The 22,377-nt window shown below is 64.2% G+C and carries 21 protein-coding genes and 2 pseudogenes; 7 read left to right on the top strand and 16 right to left on the bottom strand.

Annotation, left to right across the window (positions count from 1 at the left end; all coding sequences use genetic code 11):
• Positions 1-100: 100 nt before the first annotated feature.
• Positions 101-802: a transposase gene (locus SJH88_RS00295; RefSeq protein ID WP_274753290.1), complete on the bottom strand. Its 702-nt coding sequence runs from the start codon at positions 800-802 to the stop codon at positions 101-103.
• Positions 803-846: 44 nt separating this feature from the next.
• Positions 847-1,695 (bottom strand): IclR family transcriptional regulator domain-containing protein, encoded by an 849-nt coding sequence (locus SJH88_RS00290; protein WP_081770622.1) that lies wholly within the window; start codon positions 1,693-1,695, stop codon positions 847-849.
• An 89-nt stretch (positions 1,696-1,784) separates the two neighbouring features.
• On the opposite strand from SJH88_RS00290, the gene SJH88_RS00285 reads away from it, so the two are divergent.
• The 4 genes from SJH88_RS00285 to SJH88_RS00270 all read left to right on the top strand — a co-directional run bounded on the left by SJH88_RS00285 (position 1,785) and on the right by SJH88_RS00270 (position 5,739).
• The gene (locus tag SJH88_RS00285; protein WP_274753289.1) at positions 1,785-2,486 is read left to right on the top strand and encodes a 3-oxoacid CoA-transferase subunit A; all 702 of its coding nucleotides are present in this window, start codon (positions 1,785-1,787) and stop codon (positions 2,484-2,486) included.
• 28 nt (positions 2,487-2,514) lie between these two features.
• Positions 2,515-3,162, top strand: a complete 648-nt coding sequence (locus tag SJH88_RS00280; protein ID WP_274753288.1) for a 3-oxoacid CoA-transferase subunit B — start codon at positions 2,515-2,517, stop codon at positions 3,160-3,162.
• 105 nt (positions 3,163-3,267) lie between these two features.
• Positions 3,268-4,479, top strand: a complete 1,212-nt coding sequence (gene pcaF / locus SJH88_RS00275) for a 3-oxoadipyl-CoA thiolase (protein WP_274753287.1) — start codon at positions 3,268-3,270, stop codon at positions 4,477-4,479.
• A 264-nt stretch (positions 4,480-4,743) separates the two neighbouring features.
• Complete coding sequence (locus tag SJH88_RS00270; RefSeq protein WP_042414332.1) at positions 4,744-5,739, top strand: Bug family tripartite tricarboxylate transporter substrate binding protein; 996 nt, start codon at positions 4,744-4,746, stop codon at positions 5,737-5,739.
• Positions 5,740-5,991: 252 nt separating this feature from the next.
• Here SJH88_RS00270 and SJH88_RS00265 read toward each other — a convergent pair whose 3' ends face one another.
• The 13 genes and pseudogenes from SJH88_RS00265 to SJH88_RS00205 all read right to left on the bottom strand — a co-directional run bounded on the left by SJH88_RS00265 (position 5,992) and on the right by SJH88_RS00205 (position 18,126).
• Entirely contained in the window at positions 5,992-6,936 is a 945-nt protein-coding gene (locus SJH88_RS00265; RefSeq protein WP_274753286.1) for an EAL domain-containing protein, read from the bottom strand.
• The gene (locus tag SJH88_RS00260; protein ID WP_274753285.1) at positions 6,852-7,952 is read right to left on the bottom strand and encodes a LapD/MoxY N-terminal periplasmic domain-containing protein; all 1,101 of its coding nucleotides are present in this window, start codon (positions 7,950-7,952) and stop codon (positions 6,852-6,854) included. Before SJH88_RS00260 ends, SJH88_RS00265 begins: the two co-directional genes overlap by 85 nt.
• Positions 7,953-8,046: 94 nt before the next feature.
• Positions 8,047-8,253: pseudogene (locus tag SJH88_RS00255) on the bottom strand (transglutaminase-like cysteine peptidase); the annotation flags it as partial.
• Positions 8,254-8,320: 67 nt separating this feature from the next.
• Positions 8,321-9,247: a class I SAM-dependent methyltransferase gene (locus tag SJH88_RS00250; protein ID WP_274753284.1), complete on the bottom strand. Its 927-nt coding sequence runs from the start codon at positions 9,245-9,247 to the stop codon at positions 8,321-8,323.
• Positions 9,247-9,864: a DUF1415 domain-containing protein gene (locus SJH88_RS00245; RefSeq protein WP_234687581.1), complete on the bottom strand. Its 618-nt coding sequence runs from the start codon at positions 9,862-9,864 to the stop codon at positions 9,247-9,249. The genes SJH88_RS00250 and SJH88_RS00245 overlap by 1 nt, the downstream gene beginning before the upstream one ends.
• Positions 9,865-9,982: 118 nt before the next feature.
• Positions 9,983-11,158, bottom strand: coding sequence for a deoxyguanosinetriphosphate triphosphohydrolase (locus SJH88_RS00240; protein ID WP_081888901.1), 1,176 nt, complete (start codon positions 11,156-11,158; stop codon positions 9,983-9,985).
• 147 nt (positions 11,159-11,305) lie between these two features.
• Entirely contained in the window at positions 11,306-12,430 is a 1,125-nt protein-coding gene (gene aroB, locus SJH88_RS00235; RefSeq protein ID WP_274753283.1) for a 3-dehydroquinate synthase, read from the bottom strand.
• A 93-nt stretch (positions 12,431-12,523) separates the two neighbouring features.
• Positions 12,524-13,075, bottom strand: coding sequence for a shikimate kinase (locus SJH88_RS00230; RefSeq protein ID WP_390887247.1), 552 nt, complete (start codon positions 13,073-13,075; stop codon positions 12,524-12,526).
• Between the two features lie 73 nt (positions 13,076-13,148).
• Positions 13,149-15,218 carry a type IV pilus secretin PilQ gene (locus tag SJH88_RS00225; RefSeq protein WP_420921701.1) on the bottom strand — a complete coding sequence of 690 codons (2,070 nt, stop codon included), beginning with the start codon at positions 15,216-15,218 and terminating at the stop codon, positions 13,149-13,151.
• On the bottom strand, positions 15,218-15,766 hold the full coding sequence (locus SJH88_RS00220) for a pilus assembly protein PilP (RefSeq protein ID WP_043385479.1): 549 nt from the start codon (positions 15,764-15,766) through the stop codon (positions 15,218-15,220). Before SJH88_RS00220 ends, SJH88_RS00225 begins: the two co-directional genes overlap by 1 nt.
• Positions 15,763-16,443, bottom strand: a complete 681-nt coding sequence (locus SJH88_RS00215; protein ID WP_260674768.1) for a type IV pilus inner membrane component PilO — start codon at positions 16,441-16,443, stop codon at positions 15,763-15,765. Before SJH88_RS00215 ends, SJH88_RS00220 begins: the two co-directional genes overlap by 4 nt.
• Positions 16,440-17,051, bottom strand: coding sequence for a PilN domain-containing protein (locus SJH88_RS00210; RefSeq protein ID WP_274753281.1), 612 nt, complete (start codon positions 17,049-17,051; stop codon positions 16,440-16,442). Before SJH88_RS00210 ends, SJH88_RS00215 begins: the two co-directional genes overlap by 4 nt.
• Positions 17,048-18,126: pseudogene (locus SJH88_RS00205) on the bottom strand (pilus assembly protein PilM). Before SJH88_RS00205 ends, SJH88_RS00210 begins: the two are co-directional and overlap by 4 nt.
• 309 nt (positions 18,127-18,435) lie before the next feature.
• Between SJH88_RS00205 and SJH88_RS00200 the strand changes: the two are divergent.
• Positions 18,436-20,757 carry a penicillin-binding protein 1A gene (locus SJH88_RS00200; protein ID WP_043385464.1) on the top strand — a complete coding sequence of 774 codons (2,322 nt, stop codon included), beginning with the start codon at positions 18,436-18,438 and terminating at the stop codon, positions 20,755-20,757.
• A gap of 75 nt (positions 20,758-20,832) precedes the next feature.
• Here SJH88_RS00200 and cyaY read toward each other — a convergent pair whose 3' ends face one another.
• Complete coding sequence (gene cyaY / locus SJH88_RS00195) at positions 20,833-21,171, bottom strand: iron donor protein CyaY (RefSeq protein ID WP_154164215.1); 339 nt, start codon at positions 21,169-21,171, stop codon at positions 20,833-20,835.
• A 12-nt stretch (positions 21,172-21,183) separates the two neighbouring features.
• On the opposite strand from cyaY, the gene lptM reads away from it, so the two are divergent.
• Together lptM and SJH88_RS00185 are read left to right on the top strand one after the other, a co-directional pair.
• Positions 21,184-21,381, top strand: a complete 198-nt coding sequence (lptM, locus tag SJH88_RS00190; RefSeq protein ID WP_081770784.1) for an LPS translocon maturation chaperone LptM — start codon at positions 21,184-21,186, stop codon at positions 21,379-21,381.
• A 129-nt stretch (positions 21,382-21,510) separates the two neighbouring features.
• The gene (locus SJH88_RS00185) at positions 21,511-22,341 is read left to right on the top strand and encodes an oxygen-binding di-iron domain-containing protein (RefSeq protein WP_154164217.1); all 831 of its coding nucleotides are present in this window, start codon (positions 21,511-21,513) and stop codon (positions 22,339-22,341) included.
• Positions 22,342-22,377: the final 36 nt, after the last annotated feature.

Here is a 22,377-nt window from a genome sequence, read left to right as displayed (position 1 = left end):
CATAAATTAGGGACATATTAAAAATACCAACAAAAACAACAACATTCAAAAACACACTAAAAAGATGCACGAAAATGGTGCAAGAAACCCAGAACCGCCCTCAGCCTATCGGTGCATCGCCACGCACCGGACGGCCGGCTTTCTGGCGGGTCAGGCGGCGTTTGGTCTGCTGCTGCAGGCCCTGGACGAAGCTGTCCCCGCCCAGCACCCAGCCCTTGAGCGCGGCTTGCAGCACCACCTCCTGCACCTCTTCGCTGGCCCCGCGGTCCAGCAACTGGGCATAGGCGGCCTCACGCGCAAATGGGGTATCGCCCAGGCTCCAGTACGCCCGGTGCAAGCGCAGCATGCCGTCAACCTGCGCCCCGGCGTTGTGGCGCGCACTGCTGAAGGCATAGTCCACCGCGCGCGCGGCCAGCCCCTGGGTGACGGCCTGGCTCTCCAGCACCACCATGGCCGGCAGCAGCCAGGCCTGCGGCTCCAGCACCGTGCCGCGGTAGCGCCCCTCCCACAGCGTGCCACTGCGGCCATGGCGGTTGTTGAAGCCGCGCACATAGCTGCGCCCCACGGCCTGCATGAACTGCGGCAGACTGTCGGCGGTCTCCGGCGTGGCCAGCAGGTGCAACTGGTTGGGCAGCAGGATGTAGGCATGCAGCTCCACAGCAAAGCGCCGCCCCATCTCGCGCAGCAGGTCCTTCATGCAGGCGTAGTCCTGGGCGTCGGCAAAGATGGGCTGCAGGTTGTTGCCACGCTGCAGCACGTAGTGCGGCAGGCCGGGCAAGGTCAGGCGGGGGAGTCGTGCCATGGGTGCCAGTCAGAAGTTGCGCCGCATTATCCCGCGCGGCGCACTCAGCGCCGGGCCGTGCGCATCAGCAGCGAGATGGTCTGGGCCGCACGCAGCAGGTGCGGCACGATGCGCGCCTGCATCTCCTGGGCATTGGTGCGGTTGGCCTGGCCCGAGACATTGATCGCCCCAACGCACTGGCCCTGGGCGTTGTGCAGTGGCGCGGCAACGGAGATCAGGCCCTCCTCCAGTTCCTGGTTGATCAACGCCCAGCCCTGCTGGCGCACCACCTCGATGGCCGCCAGCAGGTCGGCGTCCTCGGTCAGGGTGTATCGCGTGAACGGCTCGCGCGGGCAGCTGGCCAGCAGGGCCAGCAGTTGCGGCTGCGGCAGGCCGGCGAGCAGCACGCGCCCCATGGACGTCCAGAACGCGGGCAGGCGCGAACCCACGCCCAGGTTGGTGCTCATGATCTTGTGGGCGTGCACGCGCACCACATAGACCACCTCCAACCCGTCCAGCACCCCGGCCGAGCAGGACTCCTGCACCGCTTCCGACAGGGTTTCCATGGCCGGCATGGCCAGGTTCCACAACGGCTGCGAACTCAGGTAGGCAAAGCCCAGGTCCAGGATGCGCGGCGTCAGCTCAAAGTGCTTGCCGTCGGCGCACGCCACATAACCCAGCGTCTGCAAGGTCAGCAGGATGCGGCGCGCCCCGGCGCGGGTCAGGCCGGTCTGGGCGGCCACCTCGCTCAAGGTCTGCACCGGGCGGTCGGCGCTGAACGAGCGGATCACCTCCAGCCCGCGGGCGAACGACTGCACATAGGTGTCGCCCGGCTTTTTCTCCGACCCATCTTGCACATCCAGGGTTTTCCCTGATGTGGTTTCTACAGCTGACTTGGTGACAATCCCATTCATATAATTCTTTCAGCGAACAAATGTTCTTATTGCGAACATTTTAGCAAAGCCCTCACTTTGCAACCGGTCCCGCAGGGAGACAGAGACACATGATCAACAAAATCACCGACACGATCGCCGAGGCACTGTCGGGCATCCAAGACGGCGCCACCATACTCATCGGTGGCTTTGGCACTTCCGGCAACCCCGTGGAGCTGATCGACGGCCTGATTGCCCACGGCGCCCGCGACCTGACGATTGTGAACAACAACGCGGGCAATGGCGACACCGGTCTGGCCGCTTTGCTCAAGAGTGGCCAGGTGCGCAAGATCATCTGCAGTTTCCCCCGCCAGGTCGACAGCTGGGTGTTCGACGAGCTGTACCGCAGCGGCAAGATCGAGCTGGAACTGGTCCCCCAGGGCAACTTGGCCGAGCGCATGCGTGCTGCCGGTGCCGGCATCGGCGCGTTCTTCTGCCCCACGGCCTATGGCACCGAGCTGGCCGCCGGCAAGGAAACCCGCGAGATCAACGGCAAGCACTATGTGCTGGAGTACCCGATCTACGGCGATGTGGCCCTGATCAAGGCCGAGCAAGGCGACCGCTGGGGCAACCTGACCTACCGCAAATCGGCCCGCAACTTCGGCCCCGTGATGGCCACCGCGGCCAAGTTCACCGTGGCCACCGTGCACGAGGTGGTGGAACTGGGCCAGTTGGACCCCGAAGCCATCGTCACCCCCGGCATCTACGTGAGCAAGGTGGTGCCGATCGAACGTGTTGCCACGCAAGCTGGCGGCTTTAAGAAATCTGCCTAAAAACAGTTAAAGCGCAGGAGTATCAAGCGTGAGCAGCTATCAAAAGCGTACCAAAGACGAACTGGCCCAACGCATCGCCCAGGACATTCCCGACGGCGCCTATGTGAACCTGGGCATCGGCATGCCCACCAAGGTGGCCAACCACATCCCCGCCGACCGCGAAATCGTGCTGCAGTCGGAAAACGGCATCCTTGGCATGGGACCCGCCCCAGAAGCAGGCCAGGAAGACTATGACCTGACCAACGCCGGCAAGCAGCCCGTGACCTTGCTGCCCGGTGGCAGCTATTTCCACCATGCCGACAGCTTCGCCATGATGCGCGGCGGCCACCTGGACATCTGTGTGCTGGGCGCCTTCCAGGTGTCGGCCACGGGCGATCTGGCCAACTGGAGCACCGGTGAAGCCAGCGCCATCCCCGCCGTGGGCGGCGCGATGGACCTGGCCGTGGGCGCCAAGAGCACCTGGGTGATGATGGACCTGATGAGCAAGACCGGCGAATGCAAGGTCGTCCAGGCCTGCAGCTACCCGCTGACCGGCCTGGCCTGCGTCAAGCGCATCTACACCGAGCTGTGCACGCTGGAATGCACGCCCCAGGGCCTGCGCCTGATCGACCTGGTGGACGGCCTGAGCCACGCCGAACTCGAAGCCATGGTCGGCCTGCCGATTGCCACGGCCTGATTGCAATTCATACCCAAACAGCCTCCAGCGCCCATCTAGCTTGCGCTGGCAGCTCTTTTTTTAAAACTTGGCGCTGGCCGCCAAGCGTGACTCGGAGACACCACCATGAGCACTGCACCCGAAGCCTTCATCTGCGACGCCATCCGCACCCCCTTCGGCCGTTACGGCGGCGCGCTGTCCAGCGTGCGCGCCGACGACCTGGGCGCACTGCCCATCAAGGCGCTGATGGAGCGCAACCCCGGCGTGGACTGGTCCGCCGTGGACGATGTGCTGTACGGCAACGCCAACCAGGCCGGTGAAGACAACCGCAACGTGGCCCGCATGTCCAGCCTGCTGGCCGGCCTGCCCATCGACGTGCCCGGTGCCACCATCAACCGCCTGTGCGGCTCCGGGCTGGACGCCGTCGGCTCCGCCGCGCGCGCCATCAAGTCCGGCGAAGCCCGCCTGATGATTGCCGGCGGTGTGGAATCCATGAGCCGCGCGCCCTTCGTCATGCCCAAGGCCGAAAGCGCCTTCAGCCGCAACAACGCCGTGTACGACACCACCATCGGCTGGCGCTTCGTCAACAAGCTGATGAAGCAGCAGTACGGTGTGGACTCCATGCCCGAGACCGCCGAGAACGTGGCCGACGACTTCCAGATCGAGCGTGAAGCGCAAGACCGCATGGCCCTGGCTTCCCAGCAAAAGGCGGCCGCAGCCATCGCTGCCGGCTACCTGGCCCAGGAAATCGTTCACGTCACCATCCCCCAGAAGAAGGGCGATGCCATCGTGGTGAGCCAGGACGAGCACCCCCGCGCCACCACGCTGGAAGCGCTGGCCAAGCTCAAGGGCGTGGTACGCCCTGACGGCACCGTGACCGCCGGTAACGCCAGCGGCGTGAACGACGGCGCCTGCGCCCTGCTGCTGGCGAATGCCGAAGCCGCCCAGCAATACCACCTGGTGCCCCGCGCCCGCGTGGTCGGCATGGCCACCGCCGGTGTGGCGCCCCGCATCATGGGCTTTGGCCCCGCCCCCGCCGTGCGCAAGGTGCTGGCCCAGACCGGTCTGAGCCTGGCCGACATGGATGTGATCGAGCTGAACGAAGCCTTTGCCGCGCAAGGCCTGGCCGTGCTGCGCGACCTGGGCATTGCCGACAACGACCCGCGCGTCAACCAGTGGGGCGGCGCCATCGCCCTGGGCCACCCCCTGGGTGCCTCGGGTGCCCGCCTGGCCACCACCGCCGTCAACCAGCTGCACACGCTGGGTGGCCGCTACGCGCTGTGCACCATGTGCATCGGCGTGGGCCAGGGCATTGCCGTGATCCTCGAAAAGGTCTGACCCCCGCTTGCACACCGCCAGGGCCGGGCACCGCAGTGCCTGGCCTGGGCACCGGGTGACCCCACCCATCCGGCCTGCTCCGAAGGAGCCGGGCCGCCACTGGGACTGCCGCTGGCCTGCCAGCGCGCGGCCCCGCCCCTTCCCGGATGGCCGTGCCACGCATGCACGGCCACCAATCCCCCCTGGACCGACTGCACCGCACCCGCTGCGCGGGCGCACGGGGGGACTTGTTCTGACCAGCATCTGTTCACACAGGAGACGTTGATGTTTGCATCCCGCACTTTCACCCGCCGCACCGGCCTGAAAACCCTGGCCGCCGCCACCCTGGCCGTGGCCGGCATGGGCTCGGCCCTGGCCGCTGACGCCTACCCCGACAAGCCCCTGACCATGATCGTGCCCTTCTCTGCAGGCGGCACCACCGACATCCTGGCGCGCATCGTGGGCCAGGCACTGGGACAGGAACTGGGCCAGACCATCATCATCGAGAACAAGCCCGGCGCCGGCGGCAACATTGGTGCGCAGCAGGCGTCGCGCGCCAAGGCCGACGGCTACACCCTGTTCATGGGCACCGTGGGCACGCACGCCATCAACCAGGCGCTGTACAAGAAGCTGCCCTACGACCCGGTCAAGGACTTCGCGCCGCTGAGCCGCGTGGCCAACGTGCCCAACCTGCTGGTGGCCCACCCCAGCCGTCCCTACAAGACGGTGCAGGAAATGATTGCCTACGCCAAGAAGCACCCCGGTGAAGTGACCTACGGCTCGCCCGGCTCCGGCGCTTCGCCCCACGTGTCCGGCGCGCTGTTCCAGAGCATGACCGGTGCCGAAATGACCCACGTGCCTTACAAGGGCAGCGCCCCCGCCATCTCCGACCTGCTGGGCAACCAGATTGCCGTCATGTTCGACAACATGCCCTCGGCCATCCAGCACGTGCGCTCGGGCAAGCTGCGCCCCATCGCCGTGACCACGGCCAAGCGCTCGCCCGAACTGCCGGACGTGCCCACCATCGCCGAAGCCGGCGTGCCGGGCTACGAAGCCACGTCCTGGTTCGGCCTGTGGGCCGTGGCCGGCACGCCCGCGCCCATCCTGACCAAGCTGCAGACCGCGCTGACCAAGGTGCTGAAGGACCCGGCCGTGGCCAAGAAGATCGCAGACCAGGGTGGTGAAGTGGTCATCGAGACCCCCGCCCAGTTCGACGCCTTCATCAAGTCCGAAGCCGCCAAGTGGGGCAAGGTCGTGAAAGAGTCTGGCGCCGAGGTGTAAGCGCCCGACCGGCTGTCCCGACCGGCTGGGCCGGGCAGCTGTGTTCTCCTCCTTTGGCAACGCCGAACGTGTCGCACGTTCGGCGTTTTTTTGTGCGGCACTGCCATGGGCACATGACCCGTTTTGGATAAAAAGTGGCTGTAGCCCTTGATTCGCGGGCGCAAGGCGCTCTGCTTTTTGCCAGGCCGTGCACCGGACCGCACGCGCAAACGCCGCCCGCCACGGCAGGCGGGCCGCGCCACGGGGCACGCCTCAACCCTGGCCTTGCACGGGCAAGCTGGCGCCCTTGATGCGCAGCCACGCCGCGGCCTCGGGTGCCACGGCATCGGTGATGTAGACCCGCACGCCCTGGTCCTGGGCGGTGCTGATCATGGCCTCCAGCAGGTGACGCACCCCGGGGTTGCTGAGCGACTGCTCCGCAAAATAGCCCCCCAACTTCACATAGCGCAGCGGCAGGCTGGGCAGGTGCCACAGGGCCTTGGGCGACTGGTCCAGGCGGCGCAGCCCCACCCCCACATGGGCCAGCGCGGTTTCGTCGCACAGCTCGGCCACGCGCGCGGGGTTGACCTCCAGCGCGTGCGCATCCAGTTCCAGCACCAGTTGCTCCAGCCCTGCCCCCAGAGCCTGGGCCGGCGGGGATTGCAGCAGCTTGCGCACCTGCGGCACCAGGTCGTCCTGCTCCAGCGACGGCACGGACACGCGCACCACCAGGGTCTCACCCGGGTGCTGGCCCAGCCACTGCAAGCCCAGCGACAGCGCCTGCAGGTCGTAGTCGGCCGACATGCCCAGGCGCACGGCCGCCGGCAGGAAGAAGGCACCGCCCAGCACGCGCCCATCGGGCTCGTGCAGTTCCAGGGACGCCTCATGGCGCACATCGGTGCCGACCAGGGAGGTGCTGGTCTGGGGCTGCACCGCGATCTGCAGGGCCTGGGGCGTCTGCAGGGCCATGCTCAGCAGTTGCTGCCAATTGCGCTCGCCGGCCACCATGTGACCAGGCTGGCGCGTGGCCTCGGCGTACTCGACATCGCCATGGCCTGCGCTTTCGGCCTGCATCAGCCCACGGTCCAGGCGCGACAGCACATCGCCCACCGTGTCCGTGCCGATGAAGGCCGTCAGCGCAAACGCCCAGCGCGTCCACTGACCGGCCCCCAGCGCCAGGTTCTGCGACTGCAGCAGCTTGCGCAGTTGCTGCACCATGTGCATGCCCTCGGGGCCCAGCCCCCGGGCAGCAGCACCACGAAGTCACTGCCATTCAGGCGTGCCAGCTGGGCCTGCACCTGGGCGTTGTCGGCCAGCAGTTGCTGCACCTGCTGCCAGACGCTCTTGAGCCATTCGTCGACCTCGTGGCGCGCGTAGCTGGTGTTCATGGCCTGCAGGTCGCGCTGGCGCACCATCAGCACATGCCCCTGGGCCTGCGGCCCGCTGAGCAGGAGCTTTTGCAGCTCGTTGACGAAGTACTTGCGGTTGGGCAGCTGGGTGACCGGGTCGCTGTTGGTCTCCAGCTCCAGGTGTTCGATGCGCTGCGTCTGCGCCTGGGCCGCTTGCTGCACGCGCACATGGGTGTGCTGGATGGCGTGGGACACGGAGGTCAGCTCCGCCACGCGCGATTCGCCCACGTCGGCCACATCGCTCTGGCTGGTGCCGATGCGCAGCACCTGGGCCTCGATTTCCTCGTGCAGCACCCGTCGGAACCACCGCAGCAGCAGGCCCACGAACAAGGCCCAGGCGCCGCCCGCCACCAGGATCAGCCCGGTCATCCGGATGCTGCTGGACCACAGCGCATCCATGGCAAACCGGTTGTCCACCATCACGCAGAGGTTGCCCACCTGCCGCCAGCCGTCGCTGATGGCCCGCTCGGCCTGGGGCTGCGGCAAGGGCAGTATGTGGCGGAACCACTCGGGCGCGCGCGCTTGCATCTCCAGCGGCTTGCGTTCACGCTCGAACAGCACCTGCTCGTCCGGCGCCACCAGGCGAATGCCGGCGAACTGCCCCGTGTCGAACAGGGCCGCCATCAGCAGCTCCTGCGTGACGGGGTCCTGGTTGCCCGGTTGGGACAAGGACAGCGCCAGGGAGGAAGCGGCGTTCTCGCTTTGCGACTGCAACTGCTCCGTCAGATAGCTGCGCGCTGCCTCGATGCTGAACGCCAGCGTGCCCAGCAAGATCCCCGCAATCGCGATCGACACACTGAGTAAAAGCTGTTTGAGCAAGGACATGGCTTAAGGCCTTTCAAAAATACGCCGTTGCACCGTACCAGGGTCCAGGGGACCGACGGGTGGCGCAACGCAAGGAACTCGGTAATCAGGGCCTTCACAACGCATCAAACCCCTCCTTGCGCATCCGTTGCTGCAAGTCTTGCCAGCGGTTGATGCGGTCTGAGGGCGCAGAGCGCTCACCGCGGACATAAATCCCCTGGGCATTGAAGCTGAACACCGGGGTCAGGTCGGTGCGCAAACTGGCCAGCTGGATGCTGCTGACCAGGTTGTCCAGCACCAGCGGCTCGGCCTGGGGCGTCTCGTTGTTGATTTCCACCCAGAAAGGGGCATGTCGCCGCTCACCTTTTTTGGCGACTGTATACAAAAAACTACACTTCGCCCGCGTCCCCACTCTTCGGCAACGCCACTTTGAAGCGCTGCTGTGCCAGGGATTCGAGCCCGAACTCGGTCAGCAGCTGTTGGAGGCGCTCGGCCGCACTGCGTTTCTTGTGTCCGGTGTAGCGTGCCACGATCAGCTCGTTCTTCATGCTGTGTTCCCAGCCCACCAGCTCGGTCACGGTCACCTGGTAGCCACTGGCCTCCAGATACAGGCAACGCAGCACATTGGTGATCTGGCTGCCCATTTCCCGCGTATGGATGGGGTGGCGCCACAACTCCGCCAGGGGGGTGCGCGACAGGCTCAGCGCCTTGGTCTGGCGCAAGCAGGCAGCCACTTCGGCCTGGCAGCAGGGCACCAGGACCATGGCCTTGGCCTTTTTCTCCAGCCCGAAGGCGATGGCATCGTCGGTGGCGGTGTCGCAGGCGTGCAGGGCCGTGACCACGTCGAAGCGTTCGGGCATGGCGTCGGCGCGCGTGGATTCGGCCACCGACATGTTCAGGAAATGCATGCGCGCAAAGCCCAGCTCGGCCGCCAGCTTCTGCGAGGCCTCGACCAGGGGGGCGCGGGTTTCGATGCCGTAGATGTGGCCCTGCGCCTGGGCCTTGAAGTACAGGTCGTAGAGGATGAAGCCCAGGTAGGATTTGCCGGCGCCGTGGTCGGCCAGCGTGAGGGCCTGGCCGCCCTGCCCCAGCTCCTGCAGGATGGGTTCGATGAACTGGTAGAGGTGGTAGACCTGCTTGAGCTTACGGCGCGAGTCCTGGTTGAGCTTGCCGTCGCGCGTCAGAATGTGCAGCGCCTTGAGCAGCTCGATGCTCTGGCCAGGTTTCAGCTCCAGCTGCGTGGCGATGTCTTGGGGGGTGGGCTTGCCGCCCGCAGTTTTGGCCGGGGTCTTGCCAGCCTTGTCGTGTCTGCTCATCAATCTTTCTCGGTTGGGGGCGTGGCATCGCGGCCGGTGAACGGGCAGCGTGCCGCCAGGTCCAGGTCCAGCCAGCCTTCGATGCCCATCTGCTCCAGCACTTCCATGTTGCGCTCGTAGATGGTCTCGGCTTCGGGGAAAGCCTCCACGGCCTTGTCGATGCTGTCTTCACGCAGCAGGTGCAGCGTGGGATAGGGGGCACGGTTGGTGCAGTTGGTGACGTCGTCCACGTCCGTGCCTTCAAACTGGAAACGCGGGTGAAAGGACGCCACCTGCAGGATGCCGCCCAGCTCCAGCTCTTCCACCATGGCGTCGGCCAGCTCCAGGAAGTCGTTGAAGTCCAGGAACTCCTGCAGCGCCTGCGGCAGGATCAGCAAGGTGGTGTCGCGCTTGTCGGGCGAGATTTCGGCCAGCGCCTCCAGCTCCCGGTGCAGGTCCATGACCACACCTTCCGCGTCCGTGGCTTGGCTGACCACGTAGTGGATCTGCCCTTTGACATGCACGCTCTTGGCGAACGGGCACAGGTTCAGGCCGATCACGGCCTTTTCCAGCCAGCGCACCGTGTCGGCGATCACGATGTCTTCAGGAAAGGAGCGTTCGGTGGAGGTGTCGGTCATAGGTCGGCCTTAAAAACAAATGGGGGCACCATGCCCCCTCTTGTGTTGTGCTGCAAATTCTAGCCAGCCGGGCTTGGCGGTGCAGACCGCTTGGGATTGCCGCCACTCCACCCGCCCGTCAGCCCAGCAGCTGGCGCCCCGTGATGCGTTCGTGCTCTCGGGAGGCATAACGGTCCGTCATGCCGGCCACAAAGTCGGCCACGGCCCGGGCCTTGACCGCCTCCTGGTCCGCCTGCAGCGCGCGCTGGGCGAAGCGCGGCTTCATCATCGCCGGCTGCTGCAGGTAGGCGGCAAACAGCTCGCGCACCACCTGGCGGGCGGCGTCCATGGTCTGCATCACCTGGTCGTGGCGGTACAGCTGGTGGAACAGGAAATGCTTGAGCGCCTGGGACTGCGCCTGCATGCCCGCGCTGAAGGCCACCAGCCGTTGCCCCTGGGCGCGCACGTCGTCCACATGCGCCACGCCCGCCTGGGCAATCTGGGCGCGCGTGGTGTCGATCACGTCGTACACCTGGGCGCTGAGCATGCGGCGGATGGTCTCGTACAGCAGGCGCCGCTGCTCCGACGCCTGCGCCAGCTGCGGGTAGGCCGCCAGGGTCTGGGCATGGAAATGCGCAAACAGGGGTACGGCCTGCAACTGTTCGAGCGTGATCAGACCGGAGCGCACGCCATCGTCCACGTCGTGGGCGTTGTAGGCGATCGCGTCGGCCAGGTTGGCCAGTTGCCCCTCCAGCGAAGTCTGGCGCCCGCTGAGAAAGCGCGCCGCCACACCGCCCGGCTCCTGGGCTTCGAGCCTGAGCGCATTCGCGCGCGAGCAGTGCTTGAGGATGCCCTCGCGCGTCTCGAACGTCAGGTTAAGACCATCGTACTGGGGGTAGCGCTCTTCCAGCGCATCGACCACGCGCAGGCTTTGCAGGTTGTGCTCGAACCCGCCCCAGGCCTGCATGCAGGCGTTCAGTTCATCCTGGCCGGCATGGCCAAACGGCGTGTGCCCCAGGTCGTGGGCCAGGCAGATGGCCTCGACCAGGTCTTCGTTCAGGCCCAGCGGCCGGGCAATCGATCGGCCGAGCTGCGCCACCTCCAGCGAGTGGGTCAGTCGCGTGCGGAACAGATCGCCCTCATGGTTGACGAACACCTGGGTCTTGTAGACCAGGCGGCGGAAGGCGCTGGAATGCACGATGCGGTCGCGGTCGCGCTGGTGTTCGGTGCGCGTCGGCGCGGCGTCTTCCGGATACCGGCGACCGCGGGATTGCTCGGGCTGGCAAGCCCAGGGCGACAAGGTTTGCAGTGCCAAACGCAGCTCCTCCCGTTTCACGTCCCAAGGTGGCGAGCGCACAGCGCTCAACAAAAGCATAGCTGCTCGCGCTCTCCAAACAACGAATTCAGACCACTATGCAATCCAAAACTTTGTTCAGCGCGCGCTGGCAGCTATCTTTTCCGATTACGCCTGGATGCCCACGCCCTGGGCGCAGCAGGTGTCGATCACGCGACGCACCAGCGCGTCGGGCGCCGCGCGCACCACGGCCTTGCCCGGGCCATCGATCAGCACAAAGCGGATTTCCCCCGCCTCGGCCTTCTTGTCCACGCGCATGTGTGCCAGGTAGGCGCCCGCGTTGTCCGTGGCATCCAGCACGGCGCCGCGCGTGGGCAGGCCTGCCCGTTCAATCAGGCGCGTCAGGCGCTGCACGAAGGCGGCATCCACCAGCCCCAGTGCCTGCGACAGGTGCGCGGCCATCACCATGCCGGCACCCACGCCTTCGCCGTGCAACCAGTTGCCGTAGCCCATCCCGGCCTCGATGGCGTGGCCAAAGGTGTGGCCAAAGTTGAGGACGGCGCGCAGGCCGGCTTCCTTCTCGTCCTGGCCCACCACCCAGGCCTTGATCTCCACGCTGCGGCGCACGGCCTGCAGCAGCGCCGTGCGGTCGCGCTGGCGCAAGGCATCGATGTGGGTTTCCAGCCAGTCGAAGAAGGCCATGTCGGCAATCGGGCCGTACTTGATGATTTCCGCCAGCCCGGCCGCGACTTCGCGCTGGGGCAGGCTGTCCAGCGTGGCCAGATCGCACACCACCAGCTGCGGCTGGTAGAAGGCGCCAATCATGTTCTTGCCCAGGGGGTGGTTGATGGCCGTCTTGCCGCCGACGCTGGAATCCACCTGGGACAGCAGCGTGGTCGGCACCTGCACAAACGGCACGCCACGCATGTAGCTGGCCGCTGCGAAGCCGGTCATGTCGCCCACCACCCCGCCCCCCAGCGCGAACAGCACCGTCTTGCGGTCGCAGCCTTGCTGCAGCAGGCCGTCGAAAATCAGGTTCAGCGTCTGCCAGTCCTTGTGGGCTTCACCATCCGGCAGCACCACGGTGTGCACCTGGCGGTACTTGCCCGCCAGCGCGGCCTGCAGTTGCGCGGCATACAGCGGCTGCACCGTGGTGTTGGTAACGATGACGGCCTGCGCCGCATCGGGGCAGGCGGCGAAGGTCGCGGCCTGCCCCAGCAGATCGGCAGCAATCACAATGGGGTAGGAGCGGTCGCCCAAATCGATGTGGACGGTATGGCAGGTTTCGGTCACGGCAAGCATCTCGGCAAACATGGCAGGCCAGTGCGGCCTGGAAACAGCATGCAGCCCGGCGGCACGCTGTGGCATTGGGGCGTATTTATACCTTCAATCACCCGCAGCCCCTGGGCTGCCCTGGCCCGTCAGCAGGCCTGCCAACTCGGCCTGCATGCCAATCTTGCGGCTGACCTGGCTGGCGTTTTGCCGAGCGGCATCCACGACATAGTGGGCCGTCGCCAGGTACAGCGGCTCGCGCACCGCCAGCAGCTCCTGCAGGCGCTGCAGCGGATCGTCCCCCTGCATCAAAGGCCGGGTGGTGTCGTTGCGCAGGCGGCGGGCAATGTCCTCGGGCGTGGACTGCAGGTAAAACACGGTGCTGTGGGCCTGTAAGGCCTGGCGGTTGGCCGCGCGCAGCACCGATCCACCACCGGTGGACAGCACACAGGGCGCCGTGGCGGCCAGCAACTCGGCCAGCACCTGCTGCTCAACGTCGCGGAACGCCGCTTCGCCATGCTCGGCAAAGTACTGCTTGATGGTGCAGCCCAGGCGCTGCTCGATGACATGGTCGGAGTCGATGAAGGGCAGATGCCACTGGCGTGCCAATTGGCGCCCGATGGTGGATTTGCCGGAGCCCGGAAGGCCGATCAGAGAAAAGTGCACAACCGCATCCTGTTCATGCATAGACAAAGACCGCCTTGCGGCGGTCTTGGATTGTCACCGACATTGCGCGCTGTCAGTTGCGGGCAATCGCATCGGTCACCATGCGCGGAGTGATGAAAACCAGCATCTCGCGCTTGGTCGACTCGCGCGTGCGACTCTTGAACAGGTTGCCCATCACGGGGATGTCCCCCAGGACCGGTACCTTGTTGACCTGGTTGGTTTCTTCCATCTCGAAGATACCGCCGATCACCACCGTGCCGCCGTTTTCCACCAGCACCTGGGTCTTGATGTGCTTGGTGTCGATGGCCACCCCCTGGGGCGTGGTTTCGCCGCGCGAGTCCTTGTTCAGGTCCAGATCCAGAATGATGTTGCCCTCGGGCGTGATCTGCGGCACCACTTCCAGCTTCAGCACGGCCTTCTTGAAGGCGACCGTGGTGGCGCCATTCGGGGCGGTCTGGGTGTAGGGGTACTCGGTACCTTGCTCGATCACCGCCTGGGTCTGGTCGGCGGTCAGCAGGCGCGGGCTGGAGATCACCTTGCCTTCGCCTTCCGCCTCCATCGCGGACAGCTCCAGCGACAAGAAGCGCGTCAGCCCCGAGTTGAAGATGCTCAGTGCCAGCGACGAAGGCGTGCCCCCGGTCGACAGGCCGGCCGGCAAATTGACAAATGGGGAGCTGGTGGTCGTGCCATACGGCGCATAGCCGGTGCCGATGCTGCCGCGGCCAGGGCTTTGGTACCCCCCGCCAAACTTGACACCCAGAGAGCGACCGAACGTATCGCGCGCCTCGACAATCCGCGCCTCAATCAGCACCTGGCGCACAGGCACATCCAGCTTCTTCAGCAGGTTGGCGATCTCCTCCAGCTTCTTGGCGGTATCCGTCACAAACAGCTGGTTGGTGCGTGGTTCGGCAATCGCCGAGCCGCGCTGCGACAGGAAACGCGTGCTGGCTTCGCTGGAACCACCTTTATCCGCGATTTGCTCTTTTAGATTTTCGGCCTTGGCGTAGTTGATCTGGAAGCCCTGGGTGCGCAAAGGCTCCAACTGCTCGATATTGCGTGCCGCCTCAAAGTCGCGCTTGGTGCGTTCATCGATCTCATCCTTGGGGGCAATCCACAGCACATTGCCGTTTTTCTTCATGCCCAGGCCCTTGGCCTCCATGATGATGTTGAGCGCTTGGTCCCAGGGCACATCCTTGAGCCGCAGGGTCAGGGCCCCACCCACCGTGTCGGATGTCACGATGTTGAAGTTCGTGAAATCGGCGATCACCTGCAGCAGCGACCGCACTTCGATGTTCTGGAAGTTCAGCGACAGGCGCTCGCCAGTGAAGCCGGGGCCTTTGCTCAACTTGGTTGGATCCACGCGCTTGGGACGCACTTCCAGCACGAACTGGCTATCACTTTGGTAGGCACTGTGCTCCCACTCCCCGGTCGCTTCGACCTGCAAGCGCACGCGATCGCCTTGCTGGCTGGATGTCACCACCTGCACCGGCGTTCCAAAATCCACGACGTCCAGACGACGGCGCAATCCTTCCGGCAAACTGGTCTTCAGCAGATCCACCACGATCCCTTTGCCTTCAGGGCGGACATCCGCACTCACCATCGGCGAGCCCAGATCCACCACCACACGGCCAGCGCCATCGGCACTGCGGCGGAAATCGACATCCTTCAGGACCACTGCCCCATCCTGCTGAACCGGCTTGGCCACCAGACGGCGGTTGGGCGATTCCGTGGGCGCAATCGCCGAGGCCTGCTGCACCGGATCCAGGAACACCAGGACGGTGTTGCCCTTGGTTTCCGTGCGGTAGGTGGTCGCGGTCTTGAGATTCAACACCAGCCGCGTACGGCCGGAGACCTCCACCACATTCGCGGTGTTCAGGTTGCCCTGCTGAATCTCCAGCAGCGATTGCCCCAGGGCATTGCTGGTCTGCGGGAAATCCAGCGCAATGCGTGCCGGCGTCTGGATGGCAAACCCGGTGACAGGTGCACTCAGGGGCTCGGAGAGCTCGATGCGCACCACCTCACCGCCGGCCTGCAACGACCCCGTGACCGACTGGATGCTGGCCGCCCAGGCCCATGAGGAACACAACGCAGTCATGGATACGGCCAACCAGCGCGCGGACAGCCAATTTTTCTTTTTCAGCATTATTTATTCCCCTCTTGCAGATCCAGCGTGGTCATGCGCTCCACCCAGTCCCCCGCAGGGTCCTGGACGATTTCACGCAGCTTGATGCTGTGTTCTCCAATTTGGACGATACGCCCGTAGTTCTGCCCCAGATAGTTGCCCGCCTTGACCTGGTAAATCAACTGATTCACCTTGAGCAGCGCGGTATCCTGCCCGCCCTTGCGCAAGCTGCCCACCATCACCATGCTGTCCAGGGGATAGCTTTCCAGCTCTTCCTTGCGCCGCCCCTGCTCTGCGATCAAGAGCGCCATATTCGAGGTGTTTTGCGCCGATTCGCGGGTCAGAACCTGGGTCAGCTTGCTCATGCTGAAAGGGTCTGCACCATCGGCCGCCACATAAGCTTGCGGGGTGAAAACCGAAGGTTCCTTCAGTGGCTGAATCCTGGGCTTGGTCACCGCCCGTTGTTCGGCCACCCATTGCTGCAAGTCCCCGTGCTCATCCCCCGAGCACCCCAGCAGCAGGAGAACGCTCAGACAGCCCACCCAACGCGCATTACGGAGGTTCATCATTTGCCACCCCGCTTGGTTTTTTGGGCGCCAGCCCGCCCACTGATCTCCTCCGGATCCAAGTAACGGTAGGTCTTGGCCGTCGCATCCAGCGTCAGCACACCATCCTTACCTTTGGGCGCCACCGACAGGTCATTCAGGGTGACGATGCGCGACAAATGCGCCACATCCGACGCAAACATGCCCATGTCGTGAAACTGCCCGGACACCCTGACGGCAATCGGCAACTCTGCATAGAAGTCTTTCACCACTTCGGTACCCGGCTTGAACAGTTCAAACTGCAGACTGCGCCCTAATCCAGCCTGGTTGATATCAGACAACAAGGCCGCCATTTCCGATTTGCTGGGCAACTGTTTCTCCAGCTGGATCACATATTGCTGCACTTGCTCGCGCTGCTGCTTCAAGCCATCCAGGCTGACTGCCTTGAGCAGTTTCTTGCTGTAGTCTGCGCGCAAGCTGGTCTCTTTATCGCGCTCGCTTTGCAAATCGACTTCCAAGTCGCTGAGGTAGAAATACCATGCTGCCCCCGCCGTGAACAACGTGATGGCGATGCACAGCACTACCCGGGGCAAGATGGGCCACAGTGAGGGGTCCTTGGGATCCAGGTCCTGGAACTGTGCCTTGGCATCGGCCAGATACCCCGCGACATCCAGCTTCAACTGCACTTTGGAGGATTTCATGGTTTTGCCCCTCCAGTCGCAATGGCCGCAGCCCCAGACTCCGCGTCAACCGGCAGCACCAGCAAAAAGCTCAAATTGAAGTTGACCACCTTGCGTTGGTCCTTCGGGGACAACGCCACTGTCGATGCCACGATCTCTTTGAGATCAGGTTTGGCAAACCAGGCGGTATTGCCAGACAAATTGCGCAACACTTCCGAGACACGCTCGTTGGATTGCGCAACCCCCTTCATCTCGACCTGCAGACCGTTTTGCTTGATCGAGCTGATGTACACGCCTTCCGGGAGCTGGCGCACCAGCTCATTCAGCAGATGCACAGGCAAATTGCGGTTGGCCTGCAAGGCCTCCACCGCTTTCTGCCGCTCGCGCAGCGCATTGATTTCCCCTTCCAAGCCCGCAATTTCCTTGATCTGCTTGTCCAGCACGGTAATTTGCGAGCTCAGGTAGGCGTTGCGATCTTGCTGGTTTTCAATCCGCGATTGGAACCACCAATAGACCAGGGCCGCCACCAGCAGACCCACGACCACGGCCAAGAACATGGTGACCTGAAACGCCTCTTTGCGGCGCTTGCGCGCAGCCTCTCTGTGGGGCAATAGATTGATCAAGATCACGACAGGAACCTCCGCATCGCCAAGCCGCAAGCCGTGAGGTACATGGAGGCATCCTGCTTCAGTCGGGACTGCAGCACGCCCGTCGACAGCTTCATGCCCTCGAAGGGGTTCAGCACATGGGCCTGCACGCCGGTTTGCGCCTGTACCGCCTCGGCCAAACCTGCCACCCCTGCTGTGCCGCCAAACAGCACCACATGCTGCACGCTGTGATAGGGCGTGCTGGTATAGAAGAACTGAAGGGCGCGCCCGATATCCTGGGCCAGGCTGCCAACAAAAGACTGAAGCACGGCCTGGGGATAATCCGCCGGCAAGTCACCCGTCCTTTTCTTCAGCTCCGCCTCTTCCACCGTCACCCCGTAGTGGCGCGCAATCATCTGGGTCAACTGCGCACCGCCAAATGCCTGCTCGCTATCGTGCAGAACCTCATCGTCACGCACGATTTGCAGGCTGACGTTACGGGCGCCAACCTTCACCAAGGCAATCAGCTCACCGGCGCCGGCGTTCGGCAGCTTGGCAATCCAGCGCCCCGCTGCCAGACGCGAGGCATAGGACTCCACGTCCATCACCACCGGATTGAGCCCCACCAAAACCGCCAAGTTGTTGCGCTCTTCCACCCGTTCCTTGCGTGTGGCCGCGAGCAGCACATCGACGTCGCTGGGGTTCTTCGCGTTCGCGCCCACCACACAGAAATCCAGGCTCACTTCGTCCAACGGGAAAGGAATGTATTGGCTGGCCTCGGACTCCACCTGCACCTCCAGCTCCTGCTCGCTGAGGCTGCCCGGCAAATGATTCTTTTTGTAATAACCGCAGAATAAGGTAACGCAAGGGCCGTGTTCTTGGCCCGCGTCCCGCTTTTCTTCAACAGGCGCCGCAGCGCGTCGGCCACTTCATCGAATTTTTCGATGTTGCCATCCACGATCCAGTCCGCGTCCAACGGCTCTGTCGCGCACCGCTCCAGCACCCACTCACCTTGACCGTCTTGATTCAGTTCGACCAGCTTGACAGCAGATGCACTGATGTCCAAGCCAATCAGCGGCGAGGGCTGGCGCCTAAATAGAGAACCTACAGATATCAAGGGGCCCTCCCTTCCGGTTTCATTTTGAGATATAGAAATTAGCAGTTCGAGGCATGCTATCAGTAAGGATAGAAATCAACCAAGCCCTCCCCATAGCGGGCGGCTGCGCTATCGTTGCCAAAAGTAGACGCTTTGGCGCTCACCGCGCCAGGAGCTCCGCAAGCTGCCTGGGCACCGTCACCGTTTCACCGCATTGAATCTTGACCATTTCTATAATGGTCTCCCCCTTTTGAGTGGAGCGTCATGCCTACCTCTCCAGACTCTCGAGATAAGAGCACATCCCGTCCTCAGACCCCCCCACACGCACGCATGCACTGGCTGGTGCGTGCTTTTTTATGGCTGATCGGCCTGGCGGTCGCTGGCGCGCTGGCCTTGGCCATGGTGATTGCCGTAGCCCTGGCGATGGCATATCCCAACCTGCCGGACGTGTCCGAGCTGGCCGACTACCGCCCCAAGCTGCCGCTGCGCATTTACTCGGCCGAAGGCGCTCTGCTGGGAGAGTTCGGCGAAGAGCGGCGCACGCTCACGCCCATCAACGATATCCCCAAGGTCATGGTGGATGCGGTCCTGGCGATCGAGGACACCCGCTTCTTCGAGCATGGCGGCGTGGATTACAAGGGCATGCTGCGTGCGGCCTTGGCCAACCTGGGCAAGGTCAAGAGCCAAGGCGCATCGACCATCACCATGCAAGTGGCCCGCAACGTATACCTGTCTTCCGAGAAGACGTACACGCGCAAGATCTATGAAATCCTGCTGACCTTCAAACTGGAACATTTGCTGACCAAGGAGAAGATCCTCGAGATCTACATGAACCAGATCTTCCTGGGTCACCGGGCCTACGGTTTTGCGGCGGCCAGCGAGGTCTACTTCGGCAAGCCCCTCAAGGATGTCTCGATCGCCGAGGCTGCGATGCTGGCTGGGCTGCCCAAGGCCCCCTCGGCCTACAACCCCATCAGCAATCCCAAGCGTGCTCGCATTCGCCAGCTCTACATCATCGACCGCATGGAAGAGAACGGCTTCATCACCCCCGAGCAGGCACGCCTGGCGCGTGAGGAGCCGCTGCAATTGCGCAACGCAAACCACAACGTGGGCGTGAACGCGGACTACGTGGCCGAAATGGCCCGCCAGCTGGTCTATGCCCAGTACGGTGACGATGCCTACACCCGCGGACTGAACGTCTACACCACCCTCAACGCTGGCGAGCAGGAGGTGGCCTATGCCGCACTGCGCAAGGGCATCATGGACTACGAACGGCGCCAGCGTTACCGCGGCCCCGAAAAGTTCATTGCCTTGCCCAGTGATGCCCAGGCGCTGGAAGATGTGATTGACGACACCCTGGCCCAGCACCCCGACAACGGGGATGTGCTGGCCGCCGTGGTGCTGGAAGCCTCGACCAAGTCGATGACCGTGCAACGCCCTGACGGCGAGAAGATCGTCATCACCGGGGACGGGCTGAAGCCCGTGGAATCGGGCTTGAGTGACAAGGCGGCCCCCAACATCAAGATCCGCCCGGGTGCCGTGATCCGGGTGATCGAAACCGGCAAGGGCAAGTGGTCGGCCACACAGCTGCCTGAAGTGGAAGGCGCGTTTGTCGCAGTCGACCCTCGCACCGGCGCCATCCGCGCGCTGGTCGGTGGGTTTGACTTCCAGAAAAACAAGTTCAACCACGTCACCCAGGCATGGCGCCAGCCCGGCTCGTCCTTCAAGCCGTTCCTGTACTCGGCGGCCCTGGAGAAGGGTGTGGGCCCTGCCACCCTGGTGAATGACGCGCCCATGTTCTTCGGCGCCAACGTCACCGGCGGCCAGCCATGGGAGCCACGCAACTACGATGGCAAATTCGAAGGCCCGATGCCCCTGCGCACGGCCCTGGCCAAATCGCGCAACATCCCGTCGATTCGCGTGCTGGAGTTCACCACGCCACAGTTCGGCCAGGAATGGGTCACCCGGTTTGGGTTCGAGGCCAGCCGCCATCCCGCCTACCTGACGATGGCCCTGGGCGCCGGCTCGGTCACCCCAATGCAGATGGCCACCGCCTTCTCGGTGTTTGCCAATGGTGGCTACCGCATCAACCCCTGGCTGATCTCCAAAATCACGGACCACAAGGGTCAGGTGCTGTCGGCCTACACCCCCAAGCCGCTGGAAGAGCAGCCACAGGCCATCGACGCACGCAATGCCTTCATCATGAACAGCATGCTGCAGACCGTGGCCAAATCCGGCACGGCAGCGCGCGCGCAGGCCACGCTGAAGCGCCCGGACATCTACGGCAAGACCGGCACCACCAACGATGCGGTCGATGCCTGGTTTGCCGGCTTCCAGCCCACGCTGACCGCGATCACATGGATTGGCTATGACACCCCGCGCAACCTGGGTTCGCGCGAAACCGGTGGCGGCCTCAGCCTGCCAATCTGGATCAGCTTCATGCAGCACGCGCTCAAGGACGTGCCGGTTGCCACCTACCCCGTGCCTCCGGGGGTGGTGAACATGGGGGGGGAATGGTTCTACGAGGAATATGCTGGCGGCGCCGGCGTGACCGCGCTGGGCATGAACCCCGGGTACTTCAACCCCGATCAGCCCACGGAAGCGCCTCCGCAAGAAGAGCGCAGCCGCATCCTGGACCTGTTCCGCAACTGATGCGCCCACAAAAAAGCCCGGTGGTCACCCACCGGGCTTTTTTCATTCATGGGCTTGGCGATCACCCGCCAGCCGTCAGACCGTCTTGGCGGTGAATGCCAGAGTCAGTCCCGATTGGGCGCTGGCAAAACGGCTCAGGTTCTCGAAGAACTCACCGCCGCCCTTGGTGTCCTGCCAGTGCTGGCCATCGAACTTGTAGTGAAAGCCGCCGGCCTTGGCCGCCATCCAGATTTCATGCAACGGCTTTTGCTGGTTGATCACAATCTGCGTGCGGTTGGCAAACACCAAGGTCACCATCCCCCCCACGCGCTGGGCATCAATGTCTGCGTCGGTCTCATCGTTGAGCCGATCGCACGACTGCTCCACGGCCAGCAGCAACTGCTCGGCTCTGTCTAAATATTCAAGGTCGGTCATTACAATCCACTCATGTTGAATGCTCCCCAAATTCTAGTCAGGTGCATTGCCCTTGCCGTTTGTACGGCGGCCTTGGCAGCCTGCGGCCAGCGCGGACCTTTGTACCTGCCCACCGACCCCGCGGCCCAAGGGCGTGCCTCCCTGCCCGATACAGTGCTACCGAACACCCCTGCGCCGGGCACCACCCCGCCACCTGCGCCGGCACGCTGAACCTGCGGCGGCTGGGCGACGGTCTGCGCCCACCGGCCGGGTGCGCAGCATACGGTGGATTGCGCTTGATCAAGCGCTGGCCGGTCCACGTCTCCTACAGTGGGCCCTTTTTCCGCATCGACCCTGCAGATGGCCATCGAACTCTACCGTGACAAGACCCACGCTTGCCTGATGTTCACCGACCTCATGGAGGAAGATGGGCAGGCCGTGCAGTGCAACCAGTTCCTGATCGTCGACCATGGCACCGGCGCCATCATCGACCCCGGCGGCAACCTGGCCTTCAACGAGCTGTTCATGGGCATGACACGGCACTTTGCGCCGCAAAAGCTCTCTTACGTCATCGCCTCCCACGCCGACCCGGACATCATCGCATCGCTGGACCGCTGGATGAGCAGCACCAAGGCCTCTCTGGTCATCTCGCGCGTCTGGGAACGCTTCGCGCCGCACTTCACCAAAGTGGGCAAGACCGAAGACCGCGTGATCGGGGTGCCGGACAGCGGCGGCCGCCTGCCGCTGGGGCGCACCGAACTGCTGCTGCTGCCGGCGCACTTCATGCACTCCGAGGGCAACTTCCACTTCTACGACCCGATCAGCCGCATCCTCTTCACCGGCGACCTGGCGGTGTCCATGACCACCGGGGCCGAGGCGCGCAAGCCCGTGGTTCACATGCCCAGCCACATCCCGCGCATGGAAGCCTTCCACCGCCGCTACATGGTGTCCAACAAGATCCTGCGCCTGTGGGCCCAGATGGCCCGCCAGCTGGACGTGCAGATGCTGGTGCCCCAGCACGGCGCCCCCATCATCGGCAAGCGGGCGATCGAAGACTTTTACTGCTGGATTGAAAACCTGGAGTGCGGCATCGACCTGTTCGGTGCGCAGCACTACCAGATCCCCTCGGCCCAGATCGATCCCGTCACCCGGCAGATGCGCACGGGCCAGCCGGCGGTGGCCACGCCCTGAGCACCACCGCCAGCGCATGGGGGCAGACAGCGCCCC

Source organism: Comamonas sp. GCA5, assembly GCF_036541385.1.
Lineage (GTDB): Bacteria > Pseudomonadota > Gammaproteobacteria > Burkholderiales > Burkholderiaceae_C > Comamonas > Comamonas aquatica.
This window is presented reverse-complemented; position numbering and strand designations above follow the sequence as displayed.

What these genes read in the sequence shown, in the direction of transcription:
- SJH88_RS00295 (WP_274753290.1), bottom strand. Translation starts at nt 802, where the DNA reads ATGGCACGACTCCCCCGCCTGACCTTGCCCGGCCTGCCGCACTACGTG.
- SJH88_RS00290 (WP_081770622.1), bottom strand. Translation starts at nt 1,695, where the DNA reads ATGAATGGGATTGTCACCAAGTCAGCTGTAGAAACCACATCAGGGAAA.
- SJH88_RS00285 (WP_274753289.1), top strand. Translation starts at nt 1,785, where the DNA reads ATGATCAACAAAATCACCGACACGATCGCCGAGGCACTGTCGGGCATC.
- pcaF (WP_274753287.1), top strand. Translation starts at nt 3,268, where the DNA reads ATGAGCACTGCACCCGAAGCCTTCATCTGCGACGCCATCCGCACCCCC.
- SJH88_RS00270 (WP_042414332.1), top strand. Translation starts at nt 4,744, where the DNA reads ATGTTTGCATCCCGCACTTTCACCCGCCGCACCGGCCTGAAAACCCTG.
- SJH88_RS00265 (WP_274753286.1), bottom strand. Translation starts at nt 6,936, where the DNA reads ATGGTGCAGCAACTGCGCAAGCTGCTGCAGTCGCAGAACCTGGCGCTG.
- SJH88_RS00260 (WP_274753285.1), bottom strand. Translation starts at nt 7,952, where the DNA reads ATGTCCTTGCTCAAACAGCTTTTACTCAGTGTGTCGATCGCGATTGCG.
- SJH88_RS00250 (WP_274753284.1), bottom strand. Translation starts at nt 9,247, where the DNA reads ATGAGCAGACACGACAAGGCTGGCAAGACCCCGGCCAAAACTGCGGGC.
- SJH88_RS00245 (WP_234687581.1), bottom strand. Translation starts at nt 9,864, where the DNA reads ATGACCGACACCTCCACCGAACGCTCCTTTCCTGAAGACATCGTGATC.
- SJH88_RS00225 (WP_420921701.1), bottom strand. Translation starts at nt 15,218, where the DNA reads ATGCTGAAAAAGAAAAATTGGCTGTCCGCGCGCTGGTTGGCCGTATCC.
- SJH88_RS00220 (WP_043385479.1), bottom strand. Translation starts at nt 15,766, where the DNA reads ATGATGAACCTCCGTAATGCGCGTTGGGTGGGCTGTCTGAGCGTTCTC.
- SJH88_RS00215 (WP_260674768.1), bottom strand. Translation starts at nt 16,443, where the DNA reads ATGAAATCCTCCAAAGTGCAGTTGAAGCTGGATGTCGCGGGGTATCTG.
- SJH88_RS00200 (WP_043385464.1), top strand. Translation starts at nt 18,436, where the DNA reads ATGCACTGGCTGGTGCGTGCTTTTTTATGGCTGATCGGCCTGGCGGTC.
- cyaY (WP_154164215.1), bottom strand. Translation starts at nt 21,171, where the DNA reads ATGACCGACCTTGAATATTTAGACAGAGCCGAGCAGTTGCTGCTGGCC.
- lptM (WP_081770784.1), top strand. Translation starts at nt 21,184, where the DNA reads ATGTTGAATGCTCCCCAAATTCTAGTCAGGTGCATTGCCCTTGCCGTT.
- SJH88_RS00185 (WP_154164217.1), top strand. Translation starts at nt 21,511, where the DNA reads ATGGCCATCGAACTCTACCGTGACAAGACCCACGCTTGCCTGATGTTC.